The organism is Chitinophaga sancti (genome assembly GCF_034087045.1).
Taxonomy (GTDB): Bacteria; Bacteroidota; Bacteroidia; order Chitinophagales; family Chitinophagaceae; genus Chitinophaga; species Chitinophaga sancti_B.
Genome location: NZ_CP139247.1, coordinates 1911322 through 1927951, shown reverse-complemented (window position 1 = coordinate 1927951; position 16630 = coordinate 1911322). Strand labels below are relative to the sequence as shown.

Sequence of the window (16630 nt, the reverse complement as noted above, 5' to 3'; positions counted from 1 at the left end):
CAGTTTATATGAAAACACTTTTGTTATACCCGTTACATTCTACTATTATTGGTTTTTGACACCCAAAGCTTTTAAAAGCTTCTCCAGCGGGCAAAATCCGGTGAATGCAGATTGTAACAAGTTGAGGCCTACAAAAACACCTAACCATAGCCAGTTGGTATTTAAAGTATAAGCTAATGTTATACTTGTCAGGAAAAACGTGCCGGCAACTACACGGACTATTCTTTCTATCATTTTTTAATAATTGTATAATTAAACAGATCTTTCAACGGGCAAAACGAATGCTCTAACCGGAAAGTTTTCTTTAAGATTTTTATTATAATCGACGATCAGTTTCATTCCATGATCGGCTCCCGCTTCGCTCGTAAAAGAGAAGATCATCATCGAATCAATATCTTCTGTACCACTGGCAAACCAGTCATCCAGAAGATTAGAGGGTTTACCCTGTTTATGACCAACAATATCAACAGTGCTGAAAACATGAATATTGGCCTGATTAAATATTTTGGATATATCTCCCAGGTACTCTTTCAAAGAGGTTACTACAAATAATTTCATCATTCAGATTTTAAGTTCTTTTTACGCATCATCTTAAAGTATAATAATGGCACTACGATTAATGTCAGGAAAGTAGACGTAATTGTCCCGCCCATTAACGATATGGCTAGTCCCTGGAAGATCGGGTCAAACAAAATGATGACCGCTCCCAACGCCACCGCTCCTGCCGTCAATAGGATCGGAGTGGTACGTACAGCACCGGCTTCAATAATTGCCCGCTTTAAAGGGATCCCTTCTTTCAGCCGGATATTTACGAAGTCAATAAGTAGTATGGAATTTCGCACCATGACACCCGCCAATGCAATAAAACCGATCATAGAGGTGGCGGTGAAATACGCATGCATCATCCAATGCCCCAATACAATCCCAATTAATGACAACGGGATAGCAGCAAGCATCACTAAGGGTACAGTAAAATTCTGAAACCATCCAACGATCAAAATATAGATCATGATGATCACCACAGCGAAAGCAATACCCAAATCACGAAAAACTTCAAAAGTGATCTGCCACTCTCCATCCCATTTCAGGCTGTAGTTATCTTCCAGTTCCGGCTGATGAGTATATTCCTCTTTTAGAGAAAATCCCTTAGGCAACCTGATGCTTTTTAAATGATCTGATACATCTGATATGGCATAAGATGGGCTCTCTAAATCCCCCGCCATATCTGCCAGCACATACACTACTTCCTTCTGATTTTTGCGGTAAATACTTTTGGGTTTTAATTGACGTGTAACATTTACGAGGTCCCTTATCGGTACGGCATTGCCCTGCATGCCTATAACTTTCAGGTTAAGTATATCGTCTATATTGCTCTTATCAGGATCACTCAATTGCAGCTTTATGCCTGTTTGAACAAATGCCGCCGGCTGAGATATACTTCCTGCAGACATGCCAGACAATGCAGCATTAACTGTTGCGGCAACCTGCCCGGTAGCTATGCCATAACGCATTGCCTTTTCTTTATCAACTTCTAAATGATACTCCTGCTGGTCTGCTTCTGTCATCCAGTCCACATCTACCACATCATTGGTGGTGCCAAGTATTTTTTTCACCTCGCCGGCGATTCTGATCTGCTCATTATAATCAGGCCCATAAATTTCTGCAACTAAAGTTGATAATACCGGAGGTCCTGGTGGCACTTCCACCACCTTCACATTGGCATTATATTTCCTGGCGATAGATTGTACGGCTCCACGCATTTCTTTAGCAATATCATGACTCTGGATACTCCTGTTCTTTTTATCTACCAGGTTAATCTGTATATCAGCCACATTATCACCACGGCGTAAATCGTAGTGCCTTACCAGTCCATTAAAACTGATTGGGGCTGAAGTCCCTATATAGGTCTGATAATTTTTAACCATAGGCTGGTGTGCAATATAGCTGGCAATATCTTTCGCTACAGCCTGCGTTTTTTCAAGGGTCGTACCTTCCGGCATATCTATCACTACCTGGAACTCGTTCTTATTATCAAAAGGCAGCATTTTTACCGCTACGGCTTTAGTATAAAACATAGACAGTGAAGCGAACAGGATCACCACTATACTTAGTATGAACGTCCAGCGTTTCCAGCGGGTTTCCAGTAAAGGATTAATAAAGGAACGATATATTTTATAGATACGGGTTGATTCCAGTAATGGTGCATTGCTACCTTCGTGCACCACACCATGTTTTTCTTTCTCACGCAGGAAAATATATCCCAGATAAGGTGTTAATGTAAGTGCAACGATCAGTGATAGTATCATAGCAATAGAGGCGCCTATAGGCATGGGACTCATATATGGTCCCATCATACCGGATACAAAAGCCATTGGCAGTACTGCTGCAATCACCGTAAAAGTAGCCAGTATCGTTGGGTTGCCCACCTCATTAATGGCATAAATGGCGGCCTGTAATGGTGGTAACTTTTTCATTTTAAAGTGACGGTGCATGTTCTCTGCTATAATGATAGAATCATCCACCACAATACCTGTTATAAACACTAAAGCGAACAAGGTGATCCTGTTAAGCGTATAGTGCATAAAATAGTAGGCGAACAAGGTAAGCGCAAAGGTGACAGGTACTGACAAAAACACGACCAGACCACCACGCCATCCCATCGCCAGCATCACAAACACAGTAACCACTACAATAGCGATAAACAAGTGGAACAGCAATTCGCCTACTTTATCCGACGCACTTTCCCCGTAGTTGCGGGTAACAGTTAAATGTACATCAGCAGGAAGCAGCCTCTTCTCCAGATGTTTCACCTTGTTCAGGATCTGTTCTGATAATTGCATGGCATCTGCACCCTTTTTCTTGGCAATGGAAAGCGTGACAGCCGGGTAATTGGATTTGAAAGTATGCGCATTTGCAGCATCTGCTCTCCCATAACCAAACAATACATACTGCCTGGGCGTTTCTGCATCTTCTACCACTGTTGCAATCTGCTTTAGATATACGGGGTGCTGTTGATTAATACCCACTACCAGATTACCCACGTCATCTGAAGAAGTCAGAAAATTTCCTGTTTCAACTGAAAACGCCGTATCCTTTAGAAGCAACGTGCCACCTGCCAACTGCACATTACCTGCCTGCACCTGTTTGCTGACAGATAAAAAGTCTACATGGTTTTCTGCCATTCTATTCTTATCCAGCAAAACTTTTACCTCGCTGTTTCGCCCACCAATAATATTGACATCCGAAACGTCATTTATCTTTTTCACCTCATTCGCCAGCTCCTGTCCTATCTGTTTCAACTGGTAATCATCATATTTATCACTCCATAGGGTTACACCTAATACCGGCACATCATCTATTGCCCTGGTTTTAATCAGAGGCAGCGTAACCCCCTGTGGCATCCTATCCATATTTTTCATAAGCTCACTGTATAATTTCACCAATGAGCGCTCCACATCTTCCCCTACATTAAACTGTACTACCAACATCGCTTGTCCCTGCATGGAAGTGGAATACACATATTCCACTCCTTTAATGTTGGAGACCATTTTTTCCACCGGGATAGCCACTTTCGTTTCCACATCTTTGGGTGATGCTCCAGGATAACCAATAAAGATATCGGCCATTGGTACCTGTATCTGTGGCTCTTCTTCACGAGGAATTAAAAAAGTACTGTAGCCGCCAATTAACAAAAAGGCGATCATCAGCAGTATCGTTAATTTCGACTGTATAAAAGCCTTTGCTATATTCCCTGAGAATCCGTTTTTCATCGTTATTATTTTTTTATCTGAACAGCAGCACCGTTAAATAACCGGCCTTCAGCATTAACAATAAACTGTTCGTTTGCAGCTAATCCACTCAGCACTTCCACCAGATTCCCATTTGCTTTTCCCAACCTTACCCAGCGTAATAGAGCAGTGCTGTTATTACCCACTGTATATAACCCGGTTAATGCATCTTTACGCTCAATACAGGAAAGCGGTACCATCACCTGATCATTCTTTATCTCACTGGTTGCTGCCACAGGAATAGATACATTGGCATACATGCCTGCATACAAACCCTCTTTTTCATGATCAGGAATTTGCACTTTGATGATGTACTGCCCACCTGAAAATTGTGAGGACTGACTGATCTGGGAAATCTTTCCATTGATGGTTTTATTCACTGCACTGACACTAATGATTGCGGCTGATCCCTGACGGATCCGGCTGATGGCATTTTCAGGAACAGCAGCACTTACCTGGTAACTGCCACTCTGTTCCAGCGTTAATATCGGCATACCAGGATTGGCCATGTTGGCTACGTCAGCCAGCTTTTGAGTAACCACACCACTAAAAGGTGCGATTAAACGGGTATAACTCAGGCTTGCGTTTACTTCATTACGCATCTGTTTCGCACTTTCCAGCCGGGATTTCGCAGATGTATACTGCAGGCTGATATTTTCAAGTTCCTTTGCGGAAGCACTTTGCTGCCTGTATAGATTAGTAAAGCGCTCAAAATCCTTTTGCGCATTTTTATAGGCAGCATCTGCTTCAATGATCATTGCATCCGTCTGCGCCCTTTTTGCCAGTATATCCTGATTGCTGATAGTAACCAGCAATTGTCCCTTACTCACCTTATCCCCCACTTTTACATTTATCATAGTAATGTAGCCCATCACCCTCGTGCTGATACCTGCTGTTTCACCCGCTTCAATCTGACCACTTATATTTAACCCCGATTGTCCTGTCGATGAAGGAGTGGCGACCGTTACGACTATTGCGCTATCTGTGCTTGTTTTATTATCCGTATTCTCATGTGAAGAACATGAGGTTAAGGATAATAATCCAAAACCGGCGCATATAAGTGCTATTGTTTTTGAGATGTAAACGCTGTTCATTTATGAAAATTTATTTATTAGTGCTTGTGGTTAAAAATTGCAGGTAAGCCAGGGTCACATTAGCAGAGAACTGTGCCTGTGCCAGCAATAATTTTTGTTGCGAAAGTTGCATTTGAGCCAACAATACGTCTGTCGTGTTCACCAGCCCCTGCTCATACCGGTTCTGTATAATGCGTAACGCTTCCGCCGCCTGCTCAACGGATACTTCCCCCCTTCCGGTTTCTGACCGGGCATCAGCCAGATCGCGATAAGCTTTATCCAATTCCAACTGGCTTTGATTCTTTTTTTCTTCTAATTGTGTAACTAACCTATCACGTTCCAGCTTTTGGGTAGTGATCGTGTTCTTAGTACGGTTACCATTAAAAATATTCCATGACAATTGCACACCAACGAGATAGGAATTCGCACCAAAACCTACCATACTATTATCATTGTATTGAAAGTTTCCAAATGCATTCAATCTGGGCAGGTATTTCATCTGTGTGGACCTGATCACCAGGTCAGATGCTTCTACCGCTTTTTGCATAGCCATAAAATCTGCTCTTGAAAAAGTAACATCCCGCACGGCATCAGGAATTTGCGGAGCCGCTGTAATGCCATCCGTGATTTTGTATATGGTGCCGGTTTTTTCACCCATCAATAAACTGAGATGGTCAGATGCGTTACGGATATTACTGTTTGCTTTGGTAAGATTACTTGTTATTGTTGCCACCTGTACCTGCGCATTTAATACATCTGATTTTTGAATCAGCCCCTGATCAAAATGATTTTTGGTATAAGTATAAATATCATTGGTTGTCTGCAAAGCCTCTTCCAATACTTTAACAGCTGTATAAGTCAATTGTAACTGCAGGTAAGCTTTTTGCACTTCGAAAGTTAAATACTCCTTTGTTCGTTGTGTTTTATATTGATAAACCTCTGTTTTCTTTTCGGCCCCCCGGCGTTGATACAGCATATCCATATTCAACAATGGCTGCTGTAATTCCAGTTTGGCCATATAATCCGGTGTAGCAGATGGATGATTCAATGTGGCCGGGTTAAAATCTCCTTGTGTTATCGTCCTTTGCTGTAGCTTGAAGCCAAAGGCATTCAGTGGATTGTTCGTGCTCATAGCAGTATAAGAAACATCCACCTGTGGAAGAAAGATCGCTTGTGTTTGCTTATAGTCAGAAGCTGCAATACGTTCATCCAGCAGTGCCAGATGAATATCTTTGCTATTCAACAGGGCTGTTGAGATTGCCTCCGTGAGACTTATATTCCGGGTATTTTCCTGCGCAAATGCAACTGAGAGCAAGCCATTTGTTCCCATCAACAGGAACAGGCTCAATTTTATAATGTACTTTGTAGCATTCATTAACTTCCTATTTGCTACAAAAGTACTGGCAGCAAATAAGTAAAACGGTAACATTTGTTACGCAGACGTTATGACAGGCAATTAATATAAATTAAAATGTTGATAAAAAGCCTTATAATTGGGCAAAGCATTTATTTTTCAGATTTTACCGGACGATATGTGCCTGAAACTTCTATTCTTTTGATTGTTGATACCTGTCAAGAATATCATAAGTTTTAACAATTACCCAGAAGCATAAAACCAGGGCTATTATTATGCCGGCAAGCGATAATAAAAAGAATGGAGACTGAAGGTTTAATGGCCGGTGCTCACCTGGAATATCTAAGTAAACTAACTGATGCAAAACACTACTTTTCCCTGCATACGGCTTATCATCGTCCAATACAGCGGGTACTGCCGGTAAAGCCGCAAGTCTTGTACTTTCATCTTTAATATAGGCAATAATACTTTTGATGTCATCATTACTCAAATCCGGATGATTGGGCATGATAGTATTATTGAACTTTTCAAACAATTGGACAGCAACGGGATCTCCTGATTTGATAACAGATTGCGACCCTTGTACAAACTTTATAATCCAATCTTCTGTATGTCTTTTGTCAACATCTTTTAACGCTGGTCCGGTTACATCTTTTGCTATAGCATGACAAGCGGCACAACGATTAGTAAATAACTGTTTCCCATGTGTGGCATCTGGCTGTGCATCAACATTGCTAAACATAAACAGCAATAAAATCACAATAAAACCTGATGCAAAGTATCCTTTAAAAATTCTTTTCTTCATAATTCTACTTATCTCCAAGCAAACGCCTGATATCGTTAATCAATAGTTGAATGTCATATTTTTCGGTTCCATCATAATATCCCCGTATATGCCCTAACCGGTCTATCAACACCAATTTTTCACTATGAATAAAATCTCCGTCTCCTCCATCACCGTCTGTAGCCACAATAAACAATCCTCTACGGGCATATTGATATAGCATTTTCTTATCACCGGTTAATAATCCCCACTGCTTGCTTTGTATGTTCCGGAATTGAGCATATTGTTTTAAAACAGCAGGGCTATCCTGTTCCGGATCTACAGTAAAAGATACAAGACGCACATCATCATTATCAACAAATGCTTTCTGCACATCAGACATCCCATTCATCATTTTGGGGCAGATAGTAGTACAGGTGGTAAAAAAATAATGAGCCACCCATATTTTATCTTTTATAAAATTATTGTCAATCAAATGGCCGTCCTGATTTACAAATGAGAAATCGGGAACTGTATAGTATGGGCGATCGGTTTCCATTCTGTAATTTTCCCCGTAATAGGGCAAGCCTGCAATACGATGATTGTACCAGTATAATGCACCATAAGTCATTGCCGGCAATATAAATGCAATACCGAAAAAAAGGGCCCATGCTCTTTTACTTAGCTTTTTCATTTATCACAGGTTGAGCATACTTATAATCACTACCGCTTTCATTTACAGGATTTTCTGCATTAAATTTGTTGGGAACAGGCCTGCTGTATTTGAATACATTCATTAAAGAAGGAATGTAAGTGAGTATTACCATTATTATACTGGCTATAATCCAGGGTTTCATGTTGTGTAATAGTGGAATCGGTTTTTCTTCATGCAATTCTTCCGATTCCGGTAGCGAAATTGCTGGTTGTCCTGTTCTTTTCCCAAATGCAGTAGCAAAAAAACTGACAAAATAAATCAATGCTGCAACTCCCATCAGGATCCCACCGAACATAGTAATTGTTGCTGTAGGTATCCAATGTGAATTAAACAGATTGCTTTCAGGATTAGTATAAGACATTCCCATATTAGTTCTTCTGGGCTCCCCCATCAATCCTCCTGCCATTAATCCATGTGAGAGTAATGCCACACCAATCATCCAGATGTATGGAACAATGGTCACCATTCTTAAAAATTTCACGGGTTTTCCGGATACCGTATTATACATATAAATGCTCATGCCTAATATTACCAGTAGTACTGGTCCGGCCACTGTCATATGAAAATGTCCGGGTACCCAACCAGTATTATGCACCATTTGGTTGAGAGAATAGGACGCATTGATAATTCCTGACAGTCCTCCAAAAATGAATAATATCAACCCACAAAGGAAATATCCGAACAGGTAATTTCCAGAGCGGAACCAGGGTAATTTTGCCATCCAATCAAACAACCCCCTGGCCCCCCGGTTTCTTCCTGCCAACTCTAAAGAAGCACCAACAGTAAATGCAGTCATAAAGCTGGGGATAGACACCGCATAAGTTAGTATGCTTACCCATAGTTTGGTTCCCTGCCCCATTACCGGTTCACTAAACTGATGGTGTACTCCTACCGGAGTAGATAATATAAGAAATAACAGAAAGGCTAACCGTGCCGCATTTCCGGAGTATAATTTTCCCCCGCTTATTTTGGGCAGAATGGTATAAAATGCTATATATGCAGGCAATAACCAAAAGTAAACCAAAGGATGTCCAAACATCCAGAACAGCATGCGGGTAAGCGGCACATTAATATCTTCTGTCCAGCCGGCCGACCAGGGCATTAACAATACCAATGATTCATATGCCACCGGGATGCTACTGATAACCCACATTGTAAAATTCACAAACGTTCCTAAAACGGCAATGGGCATTTTCCCGTCAGGATGTTCCTTCTTCCAATCGATATACATTTTAATCCAGCCAAAGAATGCAACCCAGCTACCCACAATCAATAAAGATGTACCCAGATAAAACAAAGGTGAATTTTTAAGCGGCGCATAAAATGTATAAAGTGCCTGCGCCTTACCCATTATCATTAATACAGCGTCTATTAAGGTACCAATGACCATCAATATCATCGATATGCGGTAAGACCATCCAGGAGGCTCCTTCTTCAGGTAATGACTCATGGTTACATGTCCAAAAACCACAGCAAAAAATGTGGTGAGAACAATAGCATTAATAACACCATGCATAGTAAGCCCCTGATAATAATTAATACCTGCAACCGCTGCTTTATGAATAACGCCTGCTCTGTAAAGTGTTTGCATTACACCATTATAAGCACCCAATATAAAGAGTGTCATAGGCATAAAAAGACCGGTAAGAATTGTTCTTCTATATGATGCTGATATGTTCATTCTTTATCTCTTTAAATAAGTAACTAATACCCGGGCCATCATATTATGATGCCCCGCACCACAATATTCATGACATACAATTCTATAAGTTCCATAGTCTGTAAATTTTACAGTTACCTTATTAACGGCACCCGGTACAGCCATCAGGTTGACTCCTTTTCGTTCAATATTGAATCCATGTACCACATCAGCAGAGGTCAGGTAAAAATCAACTGTACTACCCACTGGTATAGTAATTTCCGCGGGATCAAAGGCCCACATTTTTGCAATAACATATACTTCATAATGTGTATTATCAACCTGCTTAACCACTGACTGCTGAAAGGATGCCTGGTAGGGAATACAGGTAGGGACATCTATTTTCCTGGCGAATACATTATAAAGGAGAGCAAAAAAGAATATTGCCATTACCGAACTACTCAGTAAAATGACTTTTATTTCATACTTATTCATAATAATAATTATTAACTCAATGTCTCTCCAGCTGAAGATTATACACGCTGAACCATACTAAAACAGTAAGAAGCAACAATAAAATTATGAAAGCGATGGTACCTCTGGGTTTGAAGTTTTTTTCGATATCAGAATGCGCATTTGTGTTCATGTTCCTATATATGTGTTATTTCAGGAACAAAATTAGATACCCTAAGAAGCCGGCAGTTATCCTATTTACCTCAATGATGTACCTTTTTACTTATTATTAAAAAATATCGACCTCCGGGCAGGGGTTGGGCTATAAAATCTTCATGGGGATGTTTCATTTTCTTGAATTTTTCAGGACTTATCCCTTCATACTTCTTAAAGAAACGGGAGAAGGGTCCGCTAATTCTTTATCAATGCCTGACAGTACGTTTGTTAATCTTCATAAATTAAAACGGGCTCTACCAATTCTCTCCAATTCCCATTGCTAACATAATCATCCAACTCCTCCTTAAAACCCTCAAAAGGCAATTTGAAAAAATCTTCTGCATTTTGTTGACCCAATAATAATGTCAAATGGTTTTCCCCCTTTCCATTCACAAGGGTTTTGTATGGCGCCCATTCAAACCTCCCTTTATAAGTATCCATGATCAGCTTAATCAATAGTAACCCGGTTTTTACTGCATGAAACTGGTATCTGTCTGTCACATGCAACATTATACCTTTACAACTATTACCTGCATATCTACCCACTTCCGGCACGAAATCAACTTCACGGGCCACAACAGCTGTTCTAATATTATCATTAAATATGTCCGCCAGCTCTCCTGCATTTATCCATGGAGCACCTGCTACCCTAAAAGGCACAGCGGTACCTCTACCCTCACTGATATTTGTCGCTTCCAGGAAGCAAAGACAGGGATAAAGCAAGGCAGTCTCAAAAGTATTAATAGCAGGAGAAGCAGGTACAAATGATTCGCTCCAATCAGGATGAAACATATGACGCCTCCACCCAGTACATGTAACAACCTGGAGGTCACACCCAATTTTTCTTTCGATGTTAAAATAATACGACAGCTCACCTATTGTACAGCTATGACGAACGGGGATCGCCCACCTGCCAATAAAACTGGCAGCATTTACTTCATCAAGCATCGGACCTTCGGCAAGCAGGAGATTTCCAGAAATTGGATTAGGCCTGTCTAATACAATCAATTTTTTTCCATAGAGCGCTCCTGCCTCCAGCACATAAGTCAAAGTCCATAAATAAGTATAAAAACGACTACCAATATCAGGCAGGTCAATCAGGATTACATCCAGATCTTCAAAGTCCTTCTGATCCGGGGCCAACTTGTCACCATATAAGCTCACTACCGGCAAACCTGTCAGAGTATCCATCGTATTTCCCATAAAGTGACCATCCGGCCCGGTAGTATCCAATCCGTGCTCCGGAGAAAATAACCTGACAACATTAAATCCATTCCTTATTAAGGCTTTCCTGGAAGCTTCATAGTTTGAGGTAACAGCCGCATTGTTCGTTACGAAACCTATCCGCCTGGCTTTCCAGTCCCATGCAGTAAGTAGTAGTCTGTCTATACCCAATTGTACCATGATATTTTTAATCTAAAACTAAATATGTAACAATAGTTACAGTCATTCTCTTTTTCCTATCGGATTTTTACAACCAAATCGCGAAAGAACTTATGAACAAAATAATTAAAAACTGGAGCTTTTTCAGGATAATAAGACTGATTGCCGGCATAATTTTAATCGGTGTGGCTATACAGATGCAACTCCTGATCATTGCCATATTTGGTACCATGATCATCATTCAGGCACTGGTCAATACTACCTGCTGTGATAGCTGTAATAATGGATCATGCAATACCAGGTAAGTACAACACGCTGAAAAAGAACGGCGACTTACTAAGGCGCCTTCTTTTTGCTTTCCCAATTTATTTACACAACACATTCTAACTGCCGATGAAATGAATAATTAATTCCACCAATACATCAATACTCAACCATACATATTCAAAATAATCTCTATAACTACCTCACTCTTAACCCATTCTAATCGAGCTCATGAAAAACTACTTACCTTTACACCGGGTTTAAAAAAATACCCGGGGGCTTTTATGAGCTACGTCCAAATCAAAAGAACAGCACTACGAACATTGAAGATTGCCGGCATTTCTATTGTATCACTTTTATTACTGCTATTCCTCCTCCCCGTCCTCTTTCCATCGACTGTATCCAACAAGATCAAGACATGGACCAATAACAGTATTACTGGTGATCTCAACTTCTCAAAGGCAAGACTTTCCTTTTTCAACCACTTCCCTTCCCTCACGTTAACCCTCTATGATTTTAGTCTGAAAGGCGCGGCGCCTTTCCAAAAAGACACACTGATCGCCGCTGATGAAGTAGCCCTCGGTGTAAACCTCGCCAGCATTTTCTCAAACGCCATCAGCATCGATGAAATCTACCTCACGAAAGGAAATATTCACGTGCTGGTAGATGCTGCCGGCCATCCAAACTATAACGTCTACCAATCAGCACCATCTACTAATAACACTAAAACAGATAGCGGTAGCGCCTCTCTGAAAATAGCCCGGATTCAGCTGGAACACTGCAATATCATTTACAACGATCAGTCACTCCCGCTTTATGTAAAGGCCCAGAATGTGGATTACCTGGGTAAAGGAGATCTCAGCAAAGCCCAGTTTGATCTGTATTCCCGCCTTCGTGCCTCCTCTTTCGATCTGAGCTATGGCAATACACCCTATATCCAGAATAAAAAGCTGGATGGAGAGCTGATTACAAAAATCAATACCAATTCACTGGATCTGATCTTTGAAAAGAATGACCTGAAAATCAATGAACTCCCTGTACAATTAAATGGGAAATTCGGATTTTTAAAGAATGGATATGCGATGGATTTCAAACTCAATTCAAAAGAATCCAGCCTGGGCGCCATTTTTAGTGCCCTGCCACATGAATACACCTCCTGGCTGGAACATACACATGTAGCGGGAACCGCTGATGTAAATGCCACCCTGACCGGTCAATACATAGCAGCAACCAACACCATGCCTGACCTCACATTTAATATGCAGATCAGAAATGGTACCATCTCCAATGCAAAAGCACCCGCCCCTGTAAAAAACCTGTTCCTCAACTTCCAGTCACAATTACGACAACTGAATACCGATAGCCTGGTTGTGAATATCGACTCTATTTTCTTCAATATAGACAAGGATTACTTTAGCGCGATCATGAAACTGAAAGGTATCAAAACGCCGGAAGTTCATGTTAAACTGAATACAGATATAGACCTGGAAAAATGGAGTAAAGCCGTAGGACTGGACTCATTTGCCATGAAAGGCAGACTACAGGCCCACCTGCTGGCTGATGGAAAATATGCAAAGTCCATTGTATACCGAGGACTGCGGAAACAAGCCGATACCGTCATCAGCAGCATTCCGGCATTCAGCTTCCAGTCTTCCTTCCATAACGGGTATTTCAAATTCGCTTCTTTACCAAAAGCTGTTGACAATATCAATTTTGACATCCAGGCTTCCTGCCCCGACAGCAACTATGCACATGCCATGCTTGCCGTTAAAAACATCAATGCAAATGTGCTGAGTAACTATATCAAAGGCTATTTCCAGGTCAGCAATGCCAGCAGTCCACTCGTGGATGCCAGTCTGGAAGGGATACTTCACCTGGACGAGGTGAAGCAGTTCTACCCATTGGATAGCCTATCTATGGCCGGAGACCTGCATATCAACATTGTCACAAAAGGCAGTTACGTACCAGTAAAAAGATTGTTCCCTGTCACCATCGCCACGCTCACTATGAACAATGGCGTTGTGCAGACGAAATACTACCCCAATCCTTTGGAAAAAATAAATATTGATGCCACTATTACCAACACTACAGGTACTTTCAAATCACTAAATGTAAATATCAAACCGATATCATTTGAATTTGAGGGACAGCCATTTGTGTTGAAAGCGGATCTGAACAACTTTGATAACCTGCGTTATAATATCACCTCCAATGGGAATATTGACCTTGGTAAGATCTACAAAGTGTTTGCACAGCAAGGGTATGATGTGAAAGGTCTGATCAAAACCAACCTGTCATTACGTGGTACACATAGCGATGCAATGGCAGGACGTTACAACAAATTATACAACAAAGGAAGCCTGGTTGTAAAAGATATCACTCTTACCTCTGAATTATTCCCACTCCCATTTTATATTGCTAACGGTGTATTCCGTTTTGACCAGGATAAGATGTGGTTCGATCAGTTCAATGCCCGTTATGGTAAATCTACTATCCGCCTGGATGGCTATTTGACCAATGTGATCGGGTATGCTACGCAAAAAGATCAGGTTTTGCATGGGCAGTTTAATTTTAAAAGCGATTATATACTGGTAGATGAACTGATGGTATATGGAGGTCATTCAACATCCACCAACACCACAGGTATCACTTCTACAACCACCAACACTTCTTCCTCTTCCGGTGTGGTCATGGTACCCGCCAACCTGTCGCTTACCCTGAATGCCAATGCAGCAAGGATATATTTTAACGGTATTAAAATCAACGATTTCCATGGCCAGCTGGTAATTGACAGCAACTACCTCCAGCTGAACCAAACCGGCTTTACTATAATCGGAGCGCCGGTGGAGATGGATGCAAAGTATACCAGTATCAATACCCGAAAGGCCACTTTCGATTACCATATCTCCGCTGCTGAATTTGATATAAAGCGCGCCTACAATGAAATCAAATTATTCCATGACATGGCCACCTCCGCAAGTAGTGCCAGTGGTATCGTAGGACTTGAATACCACCTAAGCGGAAGACTGGATGAGAATATGCAGCCAGTCTATCCTTCTCTGAAAGGAGAAGGCGTACTGTCTGTGAAGAAAGTAAAAATGAAGGGATTCCGGTTATTCAATGCCGTAAGTAGCGCCACCGGAAAGGATGACGTACGAGACCCGGATTTGTCAAAAATCAATATCAAATCCAAAATCAATAATAATATCATTACGATAGAGAAGACCAAAATGCGTGTGGCTGGTTTCCGCCCCAGATTTGAAGGTCAAGTGAGTTTTGATGGAAAACTAAACCTGAAAGGCAGACTGGGATTGCCACCATTAGGGATATTGGGCATCCCGTTCAATGTAACTGGAACACAAAGTAACCCGAAGGTGAAGCTGAAGAGAGGGAGTGATAAGGATCAGCTGGAAGAAACAGAAGATGAAGAAGATCAGGAATAATAAAAAGGGAACATCGTCGGATGTTCCCTTTTTATTATACGCTGGTAACCCCTATGCTAATCTCTACAGGCTGATTTTTTTATGAGTTCCGAATTAATCAACTCATAAACAACTCCCCCGAAAAAAACTGCTCCTGCAACAACCTCAACTCCTGCCTCAACAAGCGGATTAATTAAGATTTTCTCATATTTTTGTCGCTATGAAACGCGTACCATACATCCTGCTCTATATCCTCCTCGTCATATTATGGAGCATCTTGTTCTATAATTTCTTCGCTCCTGAAAAAGGTAGCTTCGTTATGCTGGGCTTACTGGCAGCCGCCGGCTTTTTCAGCCTGATCTGGGGTGTGCTGGTATCTCTTACCCAAAAGTGGATTGGATGGAAAGGATATGGTATGATGATCTTACCCGTGGTTATCCTGATTGTGTTCATCCTGGGCGTAGATCCGTCTACTTTCAAATATGCATTGGGGATCACTGCTATCAGCGAACTCGTCTCTTTTGTGAAGATCATTTTTCACAGGCGAAAGCTTCTGCGATCTCTTTAATGCTGCCAATAAATACCACACAGGTGATCATCACATTCTCTAATAAGAAATGAGCCACACAAATCCAACTGGCAGGTGCAACAAATATTGTAGTAAGGTATTAATCATTTTCATTTAACCAATCATCATACCCACAGCTGATGAGTTGTTCTCTCACATCAAGATACTGACTTTCGTCTGCATTATAATATCGGGCTATATCATCCTTGATCATAGCTATCTCTTTATCTACCATGTAAGACAATACCTGCGCCAGGCATTCGTCAGACATGTCATAATACAAAAACCGTATCACGCCTTCGTATGTATGTTGTTCCAACGGATGTGTAAAAGCACATGTCAACATACTGTATGTAGATTGTAGATGCAGTGGAATCATAACAAATTAGGTTGCGGGGTAAAAACTATTCAAATATAAATTTTTAAATTTAAGCCATGAAAAGAACCTTATTATACATTTGCCTGTTCTTGTGCGCCCACACTGCCATTGCGTCTCCCGACACCACAGGCACCTGGATTGACCAGGTCCGTACCCTTAGAGACGCTATCTATCAGAGAGATAAAGAAACAACTAAAACCTTCTTTAACTTTCCTTACAACAATGCTGAATTCTGGTACATGGTCGGAGTACCTAACCTCGCAGAAAAGGAAGCCCCCGTCACAGAGAAATCGTTCGACCTATATTTCGACAAAATCTTCGATAAACAATTCATTACCGCCTTCCTGAAAATTAAAACAAAAGACCTATACGAAAAAGGCACGTCCAAAACAGCCGAATTCACAGATGATCAGGAAGAATACTATAGCATGGAAGCTACCTACGATAAGGATGAACAAACTGTAACGCTGCAACTCAGTAGCTATAATAAAAAATCCGATCCTGAATACGGTAGCGGCGAATACGCCATCTTCTACGTATTCAAAATCAAGGCCGGCAGGTTGAGATTTGATAAAATCCTAATGGCTGGATAAAGCAAGCAAACTACAGGGTC

General features: G+C 41.2%; 16 protein-coding genes. 4 read left to right on the top strand and 12 right to left on the bottom strand.

Annotated elements, in window-relative coordinates; genetic code table 11:
* Positions 1 to 45: 45 nt before the first annotated feature.
* From SIO70_RS08110 to SIO70_RS08065, 11 genes are all read right to left on the bottom strand, one after another.
* Positions 46 to 234 (bottom strand): DUF2892 domain-containing protein, encoded by a 189-nt coding sequence (locus SIO70_RS08110; RefSeq protein ID WP_320580433.1) that lies wholly within the window; start codon positions 232 to 234, stop codon positions 46 to 48.
* A gap of 18 nt (positions 235 to 252) precedes the next feature.
* Entirely contained in the window at positions 253 to 561 is a 309-nt protein-coding gene (locus SIO70_RS08105; protein ID WP_320580432.1) for a hypothetical protein, read from the bottom strand.
* Positions 558 to 3770 (bottom strand): efflux RND transporter permease subunit, encoded by a 3213-nt coding sequence (locus SIO70_RS08100; RefSeq protein WP_320580431.1) that lies wholly within the window; start codon positions 3768 to 3770, stop codon positions 558 to 560. Before SIO70_RS08100 ends, SIO70_RS08105 begins: the two co-directional genes overlap by 4 nt.
* A 5-nt stretch (positions 3771 to 3775) precedes the next feature.
* On the bottom strand, positions 3776 to 4882 hold the full coding sequence (locus SIO70_RS08095; RefSeq protein ID WP_320580430.1) for an efflux RND transporter periplasmic adaptor subunit: 1107 nt from the start codon (positions 4880 to 4882) through the stop codon (positions 3776 to 3778).
* 10 nt (positions 4883 to 4892) lie between these two features.
* Positions 4893 to 6236, bottom strand: coding sequence for a TolC family protein (locus SIO70_RS08090; RefSeq protein WP_320580429.1), 1344 nt, complete (start codon positions 6234 to 6236; stop codon positions 4893 to 4895).
* A gap of 172 nt (positions 6237 to 6408) precedes the next feature.
* Positions 6409 to 7020, bottom strand: a complete 612-nt coding sequence (locus SIO70_RS08085; RefSeq protein WP_320580428.1) for a cytochrome c — start codon at positions 7018 to 7020, stop codon at positions 6409 to 6411.
* A gap of 4 nt (positions 7021 to 7024) precedes the next feature.
* Entirely contained in the window at positions 7025 to 7672 is a 648-nt protein-coding gene (locus tag SIO70_RS08080) for an SCO family protein (protein ID WP_320580427.1), read from the bottom strand.
* Entirely contained in the window at positions 7656 to 9374 is a 1719-nt protein-coding gene (locus SIO70_RS08075; protein WP_320580426.1) for a cbb3-type cytochrome c oxidase subunit I, read from the bottom strand. Before SIO70_RS08075 ends, SIO70_RS08080 begins: the two co-directional genes overlap by 17 nt.
* A gap of 3 nt (positions 9375 to 9377) precedes the next feature.
* Positions 9378 to 9827 (bottom strand): cytochrome c oxidase subunit II, encoded by a 450-nt coding sequence (locus SIO70_RS08070; RefSeq protein ID WP_320580425.1) that lies wholly within the window; start codon positions 9825 to 9827, stop codon positions 9378 to 9380.
* A 16-nt stretch (positions 9828 to 9843) separates the two neighbouring features.
* Positions 9844 to 9978: a cytochrome c oxidase subunit 2A gene (locus SIO70_RS33385; RefSeq protein WP_414017914.1), complete on the bottom strand. Its 135-nt coding sequence runs from the start codon at positions 9976 to 9978 to the stop codon at positions 9844 to 9846.
* 251 nt (positions 9979 to 10229) lie between these two features.
* Complete coding sequence (locus SIO70_RS08065; RefSeq protein ID WP_320580424.1) at positions 10230 to 11405, bottom strand: DUF1343 domain-containing protein; 1176 nt, start codon at positions 11403 to 11405, stop codon at positions 10230 to 10232.
* 92 nt (positions 11406 to 11497) lie between these two features.
* Between SIO70_RS08065 and SIO70_RS08060 the strand changes: the two genes are divergently transcribed.
* The 3 genes from SIO70_RS08060 to SIO70_RS08050 all read left to right on the top strand — a co-directional run bounded on the left by SIO70_RS08060 (position 11498) and on the right by SIO70_RS08050 (position 15638).
* Positions 11498 to 11689 (top strand): hypothetical protein, encoded by a 192-nt coding sequence (locus SIO70_RS08060; RefSeq protein WP_320580423.1) that lies wholly within the window; start codon positions 11498 to 11500, stop codon positions 11687 to 11689.
* A 243-nt stretch (positions 11690 to 11932) separates the two neighbouring features.
* Positions 11933 to 15091 (top strand): AsmA-like C-terminal region-containing protein, encoded by a 3159-nt coding sequence (locus tag SIO70_RS08055; RefSeq protein WP_320580422.1) that lies wholly within the window; start codon positions 11933 to 11935, stop codon positions 15089 to 15091.
* Positions 15092 to 15290: 199 nt separating this feature from the next.
* A complete protein-coding gene (locus SIO70_RS08050; protein ID WP_320580421.1) occupies positions 15291 to 15638 on the top strand; it encodes a hypothetical protein in 348 nt (115 codons plus the stop codon).
* A gap of 100 nt (positions 15639 to 15738) precedes the next feature.
* Here the strand turns inward: SIO70_RS08050 and SIO70_RS08045 are convergent, their stop codons facing one another.
* The gene (locus tag SIO70_RS08045; protein WP_320580420.1) at positions 15739 to 15984 is read right to left on the bottom strand and encodes a hypothetical protein; all 246 of its coding nucleotides are present in this window, start codon (positions 15982 to 15984) and stop codon (positions 15739 to 15741) included.
* Positions 15985 to 16073: 89 nt separating this feature from the next.
* Between SIO70_RS08045 and SIO70_RS08040 the strand changes: the two genes are divergently transcribed.
* Entirely contained in the window at positions 16074 to 16610 is a 537-nt protein-coding gene (locus SIO70_RS08040; protein WP_320580419.1) for a hypothetical protein, read from the top strand.
* The last annotated feature ends 20 nt before the right edge of the window (positions 16611 to 16630 follow it).

Excerpts from the sequence above, each read along its gene's own strand:
- SIO70_RS08045 (WP_320580420.1), bottom strand. The coding sequence starts at position 15,984 with ATGTTGACATGTGCTTTTACACATCCGTTGGAACAACATACATACGAA.
- SIO70_RS08070 (WP_320580425.1), bottom strand. The coding sequence starts at position 9,827 with ATGAATAAGTATGAAATAAAAGTCATTTTACTGAGTAGTTCGGTAATG.
- SIO70_RS08085 (WP_320580428.1), bottom strand. The coding sequence starts at position 7,020 with ATGAAGAAAAGAATTTTTAAAGGATACTTTGCATCAGGTTTTATTGTG.
- SIO70_RS08065 (WP_320580424.1), bottom strand. The coding sequence starts at position 11,405 with ATGGTACAATTGGGTATAGACAGACTACTACTTACTGCATGGGACTGG.
- SIO70_RS08095 (WP_320580430.1), bottom strand. The coding sequence starts at position 4,882 with ATGAACAGCGTTTACATCTCAAAAACAATAGCACTTATATGCGCCGGT.
- SIO70_RS08105 (WP_320580432.1), bottom strand. The coding sequence starts at position 561 with ATGATGAAATTATTTGTAGTAACCTCTTTGAAAGAGTACCTGGGAGAT.
- SIO70_RS08055 (WP_320580422.1), top strand. The coding sequence starts at position 11,933 with ATGAGCTACGTCCAAATCAAAAGAACAGCACTACGAACATTGAAGATT.
- SIO70_RS08100 (WP_320580431.1), bottom strand. The coding sequence starts at position 3,770 with ATGAAAAACGGATTCTCAGGGAATATAGCAAAGGCTTTTATACAGTCG.
- SIO70_RS08075 (WP_320580426.1), bottom strand. The coding sequence starts at position 9,374 with ATGAACATATCAGCATCATATAGAAGAACAATTCTTACCGGTCTTTTT.
- SIO70_RS08060 (WP_320580423.1), top strand. The coding sequence starts at position 11,498 with ATGAACAAAATAATTAAAAACTGGAGCTTTTTCAGGATAATAAGACTG.
- SIO70_RS08090 (WP_320580429.1), bottom strand. The coding sequence starts at position 6,236 with ATGAATGCTACAAAGTACATTATAAAATTGAGCCTGTTCCTGTTGATG.
- SIO70_RS08040 (WP_320580419.1), top strand. The coding sequence starts at position 16,074 with ATGAAAAGAACCTTATTATACATTTGCCTGTTCTTGTGCGCCCACACT.
- SIO70_RS33385 (WP_414017914.1), bottom strand. The coding sequence starts at position 9,978 with ATGAACACAAATGCGCATTCTGATATCGAAAAAAACTTCAAACCCAGA.
- SIO70_RS08080 (WP_320580427.1), bottom strand. The coding sequence starts at position 7,672 with ATGAAAAAGCTAAGTAAAAGAGCATGGGCCCTTTTTTTCGGTATTGCA.
- SIO70_RS08110 (WP_320580433.1), bottom strand. The coding sequence starts at position 234 with ATGATAGAAAGAATAGTCCGTGTAGTTGCCGGCACGTTTTTCCTGACA.
- SIO70_RS08050 (WP_320580421.1), top strand. The coding sequence starts at position 15,291 with ATGAAACGCGTACCATACATCCTGCTCTATATCCTCCTCGTCATATTA.